This is a genomic window from Sulfitobacter aquimarinus (assembly GCF_040149565.1).
Taxonomy (GTDB): domain Bacteria; phylum Pseudomonadota; class Alphaproteobacteria; order Rhodobacterales; family Rhodobacteraceae; genus Sulfitobacter; species Sulfitobacter aquimarinus.
On the sequence record NZ_JBEFLO010000001.1, the window covers coordinates 49382 to 61563 of the forward strand.

Consider the following 12182-nt stretch of genomic DNA (forward strand, 5'->3'; position numbering starts at 1 on the left):
CCGGGCAAAGGTCCGGCAGGGGGTGGTCGGGCGAAATCTGCATCTGACATGCAGCACATTGGCCCCCCTCCCTTTGATAAAAGGAATGAAGGCAATGAGCAGCGTAATGCCGCAACCCGAACAGGACGTCATCCTTGCATGTACGGTTAGCCGTGACGTGCAGAACTTCGATCTGCTGATCGAGGACATGGAAAGCGCGCTTGGCGAAAGCTGGGGTGATCTGGGATTTGCCGAGGCACTGGCGTTTTTCGGTCAACCCGAGGCACAGGGCATGGAATTCATCGCCCTTGCGATGGACGACGCCGACGAAGACAACATGCCGATGATGACCGAGATCATCACCCAAGCCAAGGCACGCGGCCTCAAGGTTATTCTGATCGCCGAAGACGTGACCCCCAATGCGCTGCACACTTTGCTGCGCCAAGGGGCCGATGAGTTCGTGCCCTACCCCCTCCCCGAGGGTGAGCTGGCCCAAGCGATCGAGCGTATCCGCACCCCTGAACCTGTGCCCGAAGTCGCAGGTGCAAGCGGCCTGAAGGCAGGCGCGCAAAAAGACGGCGCGGTGATCGTGGTTCACGGGCTTGCCGGTGGCACAGGCTCGACCACAATGGCCGTGAACCTCGCATGGGAGCTGGCCCTGGCGGGCGGCAAAGGCACGCCTTCGGTGTGTTTGCTGGATCTGGACCTGCAATACGGGTCGGTGTCGACCTTCCTTGACCTACCCCGCCGCGAAGTCGTCTATGAAATGCTGTCGGATACCGAAGCGATGGACGAAGAAATCTTTGGTCAGGCGCTGACCACCTACGAGGACACGCTTTCGGTTTTGACCGCCCCGTCCGACATGCTACCGCTGGACCTGATCACAGCCGAAGACATTGGCCGCGTGCTGGATATGGCCCGCAACCAGTTTGATTACGTCGTGATCGACATGCCCTCGACCTTGGTGCAATGGTCCGAAACCGTGCTGACCACCGCGCATATCTACTTTGCGATGCTCGAGCTGGATATGCGGTCGGCGCAAAATACGCTGCGTTTCAAACGTGCGCTGCAATCCGAAGAGCTGCCGGTGGAAAAGCTGCGCTATGTGCTGAACCGTGCGCCCAAATTCACCGATCTGAACGCCAAAAGCCGCGTGAAGCGGATGGCCGAAAGCCTCGACATCAGCATTGATCTGCAACTGCCTGATGGCGGCAAGCCGATCACGCAGGCCAACGACCACGGGATGCCTCTTGCTGCATCGGCGCCTAAAAGCCCGCTGCGCAAAGAGATTTCCAAACTGGCCGCCTCTATCTTTACCCTGCGCGACTCTGAAGCCGCCGCAGCCTGAGCCCGAGACATAGAAAGCACACGCCCATGTTCTCCAAGTATAAAAAACCGGACGCCGCCGCAGCCCCTGCCCCGCAGGCCAAGGTAACGCCGATCGAAGCAGCAAAACCCGCCGCACCAGCACCGGCGGCTTCCATGCGCAAAGCCTCGCAGCCCGCGGCGGCCACGCCCGTGGACAAGGAAGTCAAACGCAAGCAGCGTATGGGCGAGATCAAGCTCGATCTGCACCGCGTCCTGCTCGACAACCTGAACCTTGCCGCTTTGGAGCACGCCACCGAGGCTGACTTGCGCGCGGAAATCAACGCAATCTCGGCCGAGCATCTGGCCGAGAAGTCCATCGTTCTGGGCCGCGAAGACCGCATGACGCTCAACTCCGAGCTTTATGACGAAGTTACCGGCCTCGGCCCGCTTGAGACGTTGCTCAAAGACGAAACCGTGAACGATATCCTCGTGAACGGCCCGCAACAGATTTTTGTAGAGCGTTCGGGCAAGCTGGAGCTGACGGACATCACCTTCAAGGACGAGCGTCACCTACTGCGGATCATCGACAAGATCGTATCGGCCGTGGGTCGCCGCGTCGACGAATCGAACCCCTACGTCGATGCGCGGCTCAAAGACGGCTCGCGCTTCAACGCGATGGTGCCACCAGTTGCCGTTGACGGCAGCCTCGTGTCCATTCGTAAGTTCAAAAAAGACAAGCTTGGCATCGACGATCTGGTGCAATTCGGGGCCTTCACCGAAGAGATGGCCGCATATCTGCAAGCCGCCGTTGCCACACGTCTGAACGTGATTGTGTCGGGTGGTACGGGTTCGGGTAAAACGACCACGCTCAACGCGCTGTCCTCGTTCATCGACAATGCCGAACGCATCCTGACCATCGAGGATACGGCGGAACTTCAACTGCAACAGACCCACGTGGGCCGGATGGAATCCCGTCCGCCAAACGTAGAAGGCAAAGGCGAGGTATCGCCGCGCGACTGTCTGAAAAACGCCCTGCGCATGCGGCCCGACCGCATCATCGTGGGTGAGACTCGTGGCGAGGAAGTCATCGACATGCTCCAAGCCATGAACACCGGCCATGACGGCTCCATGACGACGATCCACGCGAACTCTGCTCGGGACGGTGTGTCGCGTCTGGAAAATATGATCGCCATGGCCGGTATCGAAATGCCCCTGAAGGCTGTGCGTAGCCAGATTTCAAGCGCTGTGAACCTGATCGTGCAGGCCTCGCGTCTGCAAGACGGCTCGCGCCGCATGACCTCGATCACGGAAATCACAGGCATGGAAGGCGACGTGATCTCGATGCAGGAGATCTTCCGCTACCAGCGGGTTGGCCTGACGCCTGATAACAAGATCATCGGGCACTTCACCGCAACAGGTGTGCGCAGCCACTATGCCGAACGCTTCCGCATGTGGGGCTATGATCTGCCCTCGTCCATCTATGAACCCGTTGCGGCCGAGTAGGAGTACCCGATATGAGCGTTGAACCCATCATCTATGGCCTGATTTTCGTCGGTGTTCTGGTCCTCGTCGAGGGGATCTATCTGGTCGCCTTTGGCAAATCCATCTCGCTGAACTCCCGCGTGAACCGCCGTCTCGAAATGCTCGAGAAGGGCCAGCGCCGCGAAGAGGTGTTGGAAAAACTGCGCAAGGAAATGCACCAGCACATGAAGGCGCGGTCGATCCCGCTGTATTCACTGCTGTCTGAAAAGGCGCAGAAAGCGGCGATTGCGTTCACGCCCCAGCAGTTGATTTTGGTGATGGCGGGCCTGTCGGCAGCAATCTTTATGGCGCTGACCATCGGCACCGCGACCGAGCCCGCCGTGCGTCTGGTCATGTCCATCGGGATGGGCATCGGGGCCGTGTTCATGTGGATTTCCATGAAAGCCGGAAAACGCATGGCGATGATCGAAGAACAACTGCCCGACGCGGTTGAGCTGATGGTCCGCTCCCTCCGTGTGGGGCACCCGTTCTCAAACGCGATCTCCATCGTGTCAAAAGAGGTGCAAGACCCGCTTGCCTCCGAATTCGGCGTGATCGCGGATGAGGCGGCTTATGGCCGTGACGTCGGCGAGGCGCTCAAAGACATGGCCGAGCGGTTGGACATGCAGGATTTGCGCTTTCTCGCCGTGGCCGTGACGATCCAGCAGCAATCCGGGGGTAACCTTGCGGAAATTCTGGCCGGTCTGGCCAAAGTGATCCGCGCCCGTTTCCGCCTGTTCCGCCGTGTAAAAGCGATCACCGCCGAGGCGAAGTGGTCAGGCAAATTCCTGTCTGCCTTCCCGCTCATGGCCTTGGTCGTAATTCAGGTCGGCGATCCACACTACTACGACGAAGTGAAAGAGACGCCCTACTTTATCCCCGCGTGTTTCTTTGTCGGTATCTTCCTCGGCGTTAACCTTCTTGTGATGCGCGTGCTCACAAATATCAAAGTCTAGGGGGCGGATATGCTTGGTAATATCAACACTGCAATCAGCGAAGTGATGGGGCCTTTCGGGCTGATCATCATCCTTGGCGTGATGGGGGCCGTTCTGGTCCTGGCCACAGTTGTCATGATGATCAACCAACCCGAAGACCCGCTGGACAAGCTCAAGCGGGAACAGCGCGCCCCGCGTGGCGGCGTTGATGAACCCGCAAGGCTGCGCCAAAAGGATGGCAACGCCCAGCTGCAAAAGTTCTCGACCTTCCTTGAGCCGTCAGACGACAAGGAACTGAGCGACAAACAGCTGGAGCTGCGTCAGGCAGGATACCAATCCCGCGATGCCGTGCGCATTTTCTATTTCGCGCAGATGACTCTGGGCCTGCTGGGCCTTGTGATCGGTGTGGTTTACACGAACTTCATCGTCGAAGTTGAGATGACGACACAGAAAACCATGATGTGGACCCTTGGCCCCGGCGCTGTCGGCTATTGGTTGCCCAAATACTGGATCACGCGCCGCGTTGCCGCCCGTAAGGAAGAGATCGAGGGCGGCTTTCCAGACGCGCTCGATATGATGCTGGTCTGCGTTGAGGCCGGCCAGTCGCTGGATCAATGTATCGTCCGCGTCGCGCGTGAGCTAAAGGCGTCTTATGCCGCCCTCGCCGATGAATTCGAAGTCGTGGCCCAAGAGATGAAGGCAGGTAAGGACAAGGTTAACGTCCTCAACGACATGGGCACGCGCTGCGGCGTGCAGGATGTGTCGTCCTTTGTGACCGTGCTGGTGCAATCGGCGGCCTTTGGTACTTCGATCGCTGACGCCTTGCGCGTTTACGCGGCCGAGATGCGCGACAAACGCGTCATGCGTGCGGAAGAGGCCGCAAACAAGTTGCCAACCAAGATGACACTTGCCACTATGATGTTCACGGTGCCCCCTCTGTTGATCATCCTTGTTGGTCCATCGGTCATGGGCATCCAGAAAATGGGCGAAATGAGCGGACCCGGACAATAATGACATCATGGCTGAGGGCGCTGGCCGCCCTCCTCATTCTTAACACTGCTTTGGCCGCCTGTTCTTCGGGCGGCTTTGGCGCATCTGTGTTCGGCCCAAAGGTTGATCCGCTGGATGCGCCGGGTGTGGATTTGCGGGCCGACGGTGCCGACAATCTTGAAACAGGTCATCGCCTCGTTTCCTCGGGGCAGTATGAATTGGCGATCCGTTCGTTCAACCGTGCCGCTATTGACCGCGGCACAGTCGATGCCGAGATTCTGTCGGGCCTTGGCACCGCTAACCTGGGGCTGGGGCGGTTGGGTCAGGCGGAAATCCTGCTGCGCCGCGCCGTGGAGCGTGACGCGACAAGCCCCGAAATCTGGAACAATCTGGGCGTTGTCCTGATGGAGCGTGGCAAAAATGCCGACGCCACACAGATATTTCGCAAGGCTTTCGCGCTCGATAATGGCGAAAGTGTCTCAATCCGCGACAATTTACGCCTGGCCCTCGAAAAGAACGAGAATTTCGGCGCGGCATCGGGTACACCCCAAGACTATAAGTTGGTGCGCCGTGGATCCGCAGACTATGTGATCCGCTCGGGGCTGTGACCTAAAAATAGGCACGGCAACAACATCCCGCGCAGGGGCACCGCATGAGGCAGAAGCAGTAAAAGGACGCAACCATGCGCCATACCTCCCGTTTGAGCGCCCTTTTTGTAGGGGCAGTTATGTTGGCCGGCTGTGCCGAGCAGAACGCAGAAGAAACCGTCGAGCGTGCCTTTCAGGACGTGAACGTCATTGACGACGCCAACCTGAACGATGTCATGCTGACCGTGGGCGACCCTAACGAGGCAGTGACCTATTTCAAACGGGTGACTGCCGAGCAGCCCAAAAATATCGAATTCCAGCGCGGTCTGGCGCAATCATTGATCCGCGCCAAACGTTATGACGAAGGTGCGGCGGCGTGGGGCAAGACGACCTCGCTGGCGGGTGCCACCAATGACGACCGCGTCGAGCACGCGGATGCGCTGATCCGGTCGGGCGATTGGGCGCGTGCGGAAAAGACGCTGACCGCGATCCCGCCCACGCATGAAACCTTCAAACGCTACCGTCTGGAGGCCATCGTCGCCGACAGCAAAAAGCAGTGGAAAAAAGCCGACAGCTTTTACGAGATCGCGGTGGGCCTGACGACAAAGCCCGCGCCTGTACTGAACAACTGGGGCTATTCCAAACTGACGCGCGGTGATTTCAAAGACGCCGAGCGTCTGTTCACAAGCGCCGTTACCCAAGACAGCGGGCTGTTCACGGCCAAAAACAACCTTGTTTTGGCCCGCGGTGCGCAGGGCAACTATAACCTGCCTGTCGTCCCGATGGATCAGACAGAGCGCGCGCAACTGCTGCACACAATTGCCCTATCCGCGATCAAACAAGGCGATGTCGAGACAGGCAAAGGCCTGCTGCGCGAAGCGATCGAGACGCATCCCCAACACTTCGAGGCCGCCTCTCGGGCCCTCGCCGCACTCGAGGCGTAACCCGTGGCGATTACGGTCTACGCCGCTGCGTGGTTCTTTCCCTTCGTGCTGCCGATCTGTCTTTATGTAATATATACAGACATTTCGACGATGAAGATCACCAATGGCGCGAACTTGTTGCTGGCCGCCGTCTTTGTCGTGATTGGCCTGATCGCCCTGCCCTTTGACGACTACCTGTGGCGGCTTGCCAACCTTGTGATCGTGTTGATTGCAGGGATCGTGCTGAACGCGGCGGGTGCTATGGGCGCAGGCGACAGCAAATTCCTCGCTGCGGCGGCCCCCTTTGTCGCACTGGGCGATCTGAACCTGTTGATCTGGCTGTTCGCCTCCACGCTGCTGGCCGCTTTTGTGACCCACCGTTTCGCCAAATTCACGCCGCTGCGCCAATTGGCCCCCAATTGGACCAGCTGGGAGCAGGGCAAGAAGTTCCCAATGGGCCTCGCCCTTGGCAGCGCGCTTAGCCTCTATTTGGGCCTCGGCCTTCTTTATGGTGCCTGAAAACGGCCATTTTTTCCTGCTATTGACGGGCTAACAACAGCCCAGCAGAGGGAGACAGCAGTATGAACGCCCCAACCACAACCGTCATGGCCCCGCCACCGCCCAAGACCTTGTCAGACATGCGCCTGCCCATCGTCATGATGCGCGATATCCTGATCAAGACAATCTTCCGCAAGAACCTTGATCTGGTCAGCGACCTGAGCAAAGCCGTCTGCCTGCCCATCCCTGTGGTACAGGAACTGGTCGATATGTGCCGCACCCAGCGCCTGATCGAGGCGACAGGCACCGTGGCCGAGGACGGCGCCAACGAGATGGGCTACCAGCTGACCGATGGCGGCAAGGCCCGCGCGCTGGATGCGTTGGCCCAATCGGAATATTTCGGCCCTATGCCCGTCCCGCTTGAGGTGTACAAAGAACAGGTCAAACGCCAATCCGTGCGCAACATGCAAATCACCCGCGCCCAGCTGACAGGCGCGATGGGTCATCTGGTGCTGCCTGACGATCTGCTCGACAACCTCGGCCCTGCCGTCTCGGCCGGCCGCTCGATCCTGATGTATGGCCCACCCGGCAACGGTAAATCCTCAATCTCGAACGGCATCCGCGACGCGCTTGGCGATCAGGTCTATGTGCCGCGCGCGATTGAATACGCCAGTCAGGTCATCACCATGTTTGACCCGATTGTGCACACCGAAGTCGCACAGGCCGAACAAGACCCCAACTCCCTGCGCCGCATCACCCGCTTCGATGCCCGCTATGTCTGCTGCGAGCGCCCGACGGTTATCACAGGCGGTGAGCTCTCGCTCGACATGCTCGATCTGGTCTATAGCCCCAACGCCAAGACATATCAGGCCCCGCTACAGCTCAAATCCACCGGCGGCATCTTCATCGTCGACGACCTTGGCCGCCAGAAAGAACCCCCGCAAAGCATCGTGAACCGCTGGATCGTCCCGCTGGAGGAAAGCAAAGACATCCTCGCCCTGCAATCAGGTGAGAAGTTCGAGGTCCCCTTCGACACGTTGGTGATCTTCTCCACCAACTTCCACCCCAACGAGATCTTCGACCAAGCGGCCCTGCGCCGGATCTTCTTCAAGATCAAAATCGACGGGCCAAATCAGGCGAACTTCCTCAAAATCTTTGCCATGGTTGCCAAAAAACGCGGCATGCCGCTGGATGAAGCGACGCTGATCCACTTGCTGAAAAACAAATATCCCACAATCGACAACACATATGCCAACTATCAGCCGATCTTCCTGATCGACCAGATCATCGCAATCTGCGAATTCGAAGGTGTGCCAAATCACATGACCCCCGAATTGATGGATCGCGCATGGGCAAACATGTTCGTCAAAGACGAACACATCGTGAAATAAGATGCGCTCGCGGACTGGCATAGCAGGCTGCGGGCGAATGGGCGCACCGATGCTGGCCGCTTTGCGCGCCGCAGGCGTGCCCGCTCGGGGATACGATGTGGTGCCCATGGACACGCCCCACATCACAGACGACATCGCCGTTTTCTCCGAAGACCTCGACACGCTCATCACCGTGGTCCGCGACATCGACCAGACCGAAGCAGTCCTGTTTGGCGACCAGAACTTCACCGCCATCCCGACCCTGATCCGCATCATCATCTGTTCGACCCTATCCCCACGCTACGTCAAAGACCTGCGCGCCCGCATCCCGTCCCACATCGCCCTGATCGACGCGCCCATGTCTGGCGCTCAAATCGCAGCGCAAGAAGCCCGCCTCAGCTTTATGCTGGGCGGGAACGCGACCGATCTGGATGCCGCACAGCCGCTCTTCAGCGCGATGGGAAAACATTTTCACCGCATGGGCGGTTACGGTGCGGGGATGCAAGCCAAGGTTCTCAACAACCTTCTTGCCGCGTCAAACACCGCCATGACACGGCTAGTTCTTGACTGGGCAGACGCCGCACAGCTCGACCCCGAAGCCCTTCTGGACCTTATCCATACCTCGTCAGGCCAGAACTGGTTCGCCTCTGGATTCAACAGCATCGAATTCGCCCGCGACGGCCATGTGGATAACAACACAATCGCCATTCTTGTCAAAGACATCGCCAGCGCCCTTGATGCAGCACCCGAACACGCAGACACCACCCTGCCCGAAACGATCCAATCGCTGCTGAAAACCCTCAAACCCCGCGACTGATCGCCTATTTTTCTGGCCCTAAATCCTCCTGGAGAATTGGCCTTTTGGGCCAAGGGGGCTGGCCCCCCTGCGCAACGGTGCTACCTTACACTCCATGCGCAAACTCCCCCGAACTTTCCAAAACTGGTTCCAGTCCAAAGGCTGGACCATCCACCCCCACCAACAAGAGATGCTCGACCGCGCGGATGATCCCGCTCTCCTGCTTATCGCGCCAACGGGCGGCGGCAAAACTTTGTCAGGTTTCCTGCCAACGCTCATCGACCTGCACGAGACCCCCCACGACGGGATGCACACGCTCTACATCTCCCCGCTCAAAGCGCTGGCTGCCGACATCAAACGCAACCTGCGTACCCCGATTGAGGAGATGAACCTCAGCATCCGCGTCGAAGAGCGCACGGGCGACACCACCGCCACCCTGCGCAAACGTCAACGCGCCGACCCGCCGCATATATTCCTTACCACTCCAGAAAGCCTCGCCCTGCTGGTCAGCTACGAAGACGCGCCGCGCATGTTTCGCGGTCTGAAACGCGTCGTGATCGACGAAATCCACGCGCTGGCAGAATCAAAACGCGGCGACCAGATGATGCTTGCGCTCGCACGGCTGCAAACGATCTGCCCTGATCTCAAACGCGTCGGTCTTAGCGCAACAGTGGACGATCCACAGGCCATCGCCCACCTCATGGCCCGCAACCCGGACCCTTGTGCAATCCTTCAAGCCGATCCCGGCCCCGCGCCCGACATCACCATGCTGCGCACGGATGAAGCCCCGCCATGGTCGGGGGGCGGTGCGGCCTATGCGATCCCTGCCGTTCTGGAACAGGTCAAACAGCACCAGACCACGCTCATTTTCCACAACACCCGCGCACAGGCGGAAATTTTCTTTCATAACCTCTGGCTCGCCAATGACGACAGCCTGCCGATCGGCATCCACCACGGCTCACTCGACCGCGAACAGCGCACAAAGGTCGAGGCCGCGATGGTGCGCGGCGAGTTGCGGGCGATTGTCTGCACAGGCAGCCTTGATCTGGGGATCGACTGGGGCGACGTTGATCTGGTCATCCAGATCGGCGCGCCCAAGAACGTCAAGCGGCTGGTCCAGCGCATCGGCCGCGCCAACCACCGCTATAACGCGCCGTCCAAGGCGCTGCTGGTCCCCGCCAACCGCTTTGAAGTTGTCGAATGCCTTGCCGCGTTAGAGGCCGTACTGGACGGCGAACTGGACGGTGACGCACGCGGGCGGGGCCCGCGTGACGTGCTGTGCCAACACATCCTCATCACCGCCTGCGCAGGCCGGTTCGACGAGGTTGCCCTATACCACGAGGTCAAAACCGCAGGAGCCTACAGCACCCTCACCCGTGCCGAATTCGACGCCTGTCTGGATTTCTGCGCCACGGGCGGCTACGCCCTGCGCACCTATGACAAATGGCAACGGCTGATCCAGCGCCCCGACGGCATGTGGCAGTTGCGCGATCCGCGTGCGGCCCGCAATCTGCGCATGAACATCGGCACGATTCAGGACACCGACAAACTCAAGGTGCGGATGAAACGCAACCGTGGCGGCAAACCCTTGGGCGAGATCGAGGAAGGCTTTGCCGCGACACTGACCGCTGGTGACACCTTCCTGATCGGCGGGCAGATCGTGCGCTATGAAGGTCTGCGCGAGATGACCGTCGAGGTCTCGCGCAATGCCGCGAAAAAGCCCAAGGTCGCGACCTTTGGCGGCACAAAATTCGCCACATCAACACAGCTGAGCGCACGGGTGCAGCGCATCTTTGCCCAGGACCGCTGGCCCGAACTGCCGCCCCACACCGCCCAGTGGCTGGAGCTGCAACGCACCCACAGCCAACTGCCGCAACCGGGCCGCCTGCTGATCGAGAGCTTCCCCCACGATGGCCGCGAACAGACGGTCTTCTACGGCTTTGCCGGCCGCAACGGGCAGCAAACGCTGGGCCTGCTGCTGACCAAACGGATGGAGGAGCTGGGCCTGAGCCCGATGGGCTTTGTCGCCACCGACTACGCCACCCTGATCTGGAGCATCGACCCAGTGACCGACCCCGCGCCCCTGCTTGACCCGACGGCCCTGCATAACGGGATGGAGACTTGGCTGGCCGGTAATGCGGTGATGAAGCGGACCTTTCGCGCCAGTGCCACCATCGCAGGATTGATCGAGCGCAACAGCCCGCAGGCGCGCAAATCGGGGCGGCAAGCAACGTTCAGCTCGGATATCCTTTACGACACGCTCACGAAATACGACCCCGACCACCTGATGCTGGACATCACCCGCGAAGAGGCTCTGCGCGGGCTGGTCGACTTTGGCCGGATCGAGGAGATGCTGGATCGGACACGCGGGCGGATCGATCATCTCACCCTGCCCCGCGTCACGCCGCTGGCCGCGCCTTTGTTGCTGGAAATGGGCCGCGTGCCCGTGAAGGGAGATGCCGAGGAACGCCTGCTTGCCGAAGAATCCCGCCGCCTGATGCAGGAATCAGGGCTGGCGCAGATCACGCCTGCGCCCTCGGACAAGCCGCGCTGGCGGGCGCTGCCCTAAGCGCCCTTGCGGCGGTTGCCAATCTGTTCCACACCTGACGCCATGAAGGGATATGATTTCACTTTGTCGGGCGCACAGCTGACAGCAATGGGGTCGGGCGCACTTTGGTGGCCCGATCAAAGCCTGCTGGTGGTCAGCGATCTGCATTTGGGCAAATCCGAACGGATCGCGCGGCGCGGCGGCACCTCCCTGCCGCCCTATGACACCCGCGATACGCTGACCCGTCTGGCCGCTGATCTGGCGCTCAGCCATGCGCGCACGGTGGTCTGTCTGGGCGACAGTTTCGACGACCTTGCCGCCGCCGATGCCCTGCCCGAAGAGGAACGCCAATGGATTTTCCGCCTGCAAGCGGGCCGCCGCTGGGTCTGGATCGAGGGCAACCACGACCCCGGCCCGGTCGAGTTCGGCGGCGCCCATCTGGCAGAGCTTCCCCTACCGCCCCTCACCTTCCGTCACATCGCACAAGACGGGGCCAGCGGCGAAGTCTCGGGGCATTACCACCCCAAGGCCAGCGTGCAATTGCGCGGCCGCACCGTCACGCGGGCGGCGTTTCTGATCGACACAAACCGCATCATCCTGCCCGCCTACGGCACCTATACGGGCGGCCTGCACAGCCAACACGCCGCCCTGCGCGACCTGATGCGCAACGAAGCCATCGCCGTGCTAACAGGGGCCACCCCCACCGCCATTCCAATGCCGAGATAAC

General features: G+C 60.3%; 11 protein-coding genes. All 11 read left to right on the plus strand.

The window, feature by feature from the left end:
* Positions 1-94 precede the first annotated feature (94 nt).
* The 11 genes from ABMC88_RS00220 (at position 95) to pdeM (ending at position 12181) form a co-directional block, all read left to right on the plus strand.
* Positions 95-1327 carry a CpaE/TadZ family protein gene (locus ABMC88_RS00220; RefSeq protein ID WP_349574815.1) on the plus strand — a complete coding sequence of 411 codons (1233 nt, stop codon included), beginning with the start codon at positions 95-97 and terminating at the stop codon, positions 1325-1327.
* Positions 1328-1353: 26 nt separating this feature from the next.
* A complete protein-coding gene (locus ABMC88_RS00225; protein WP_349574816.1) occupies positions 1354-2790 on the plus strand; it encodes a TadA family conjugal transfer-associated ATPase in 1437 nt (478 codons plus the stop codon).
* An 11-nt stretch (positions 2791-2801) separates the two neighbouring features.
* Positions 2802-3764: a type II secretion system F family protein gene (locus ABMC88_RS00230; protein ID WP_349574817.1), complete on the plus strand. Its 963-nt coding sequence runs from the start codon at positions 2802-2804 to the stop codon at positions 3762-3764.
* Between the two features lie 9 nt (positions 3765-3773).
* Entirely contained in the window at positions 3774-4754 is a 981-nt protein-coding gene (locus tag ABMC88_RS00235; protein ID WP_349574818.1) for a type II secretion system F family protein, read from the plus strand.
* Positions 4754-5341, plus strand: a complete 588-nt coding sequence (locus tag ABMC88_RS00240) for a tetratricopeptide repeat protein (RefSeq protein ID WP_349574819.1) — start codon at positions 4754-4756, stop codon at positions 5339-5341. Before ABMC88_RS00235 ends, ABMC88_RS00240 begins: the two co-directional genes overlap by 1 nt.
* A gap of 74 nt (positions 5342-5415) precedes the next feature.
* Positions 5416-6264 carry a tetratricopeptide repeat protein gene (locus ABMC88_RS00245; RefSeq protein ID WP_349574820.1) on the plus strand — a complete coding sequence of 283 codons (849 nt, stop codon included), beginning with the start codon at positions 5416-5418 and terminating at the stop codon, positions 6262-6264.
* Positions 6265-6267: 3 nt separating this feature from the next.
* Entirely contained in the window at positions 6268-6762 is a 495-nt protein-coding gene (locus ABMC88_RS00250) for a prepilin peptidase (RefSeq protein ID WP_349574821.1), read from the plus strand.
* Positions 6763-6824: 62 nt separating this feature from the next.
* The gene (locus ABMC88_RS00255; protein WP_349574822.1) at positions 6825-8132 is read left to right on the plus strand and encodes a DUF8689 domain-containing protein; all 1308 of its coding nucleotides are present in this window, start codon (positions 6825-6827) and stop codon (positions 8130-8132) included.
* A 37-nt stretch (positions 8133-8169) separates the two neighbouring features.
* Positions 8170-8928: an NAD(P)-dependent oxidoreductase gene (locus ABMC88_RS00260; RefSeq protein WP_349574823.1), complete on the plus strand. Its 759-nt coding sequence runs from the start codon at positions 8170-8172 to the stop codon at positions 8926-8928.
* Between the two features lie 94 nt (positions 8929-9022).
* Positions 9023-11476: a ligase-associated DNA damage response DEXH box helicase gene (locus tag ABMC88_RS00265; RefSeq protein ID WP_349574824.1), complete on the plus strand. Its 2454-nt coding sequence runs from the start codon at positions 9023-9025 to the stop codon at positions 11474-11476.
* Positions 11477-11518: 42 nt separating this feature from the next.
* Positions 11519-12181: a ligase-associated DNA damage response endonuclease PdeM gene (gene pdeM / locus ABMC88_RS00270; protein ID WP_349574825.1), complete on the plus strand. Its 663-nt coding sequence runs from the start codon at positions 11519-11521 to the stop codon at positions 12179-12181.
* Position 12182 lies beyond the last annotated feature (1 nt).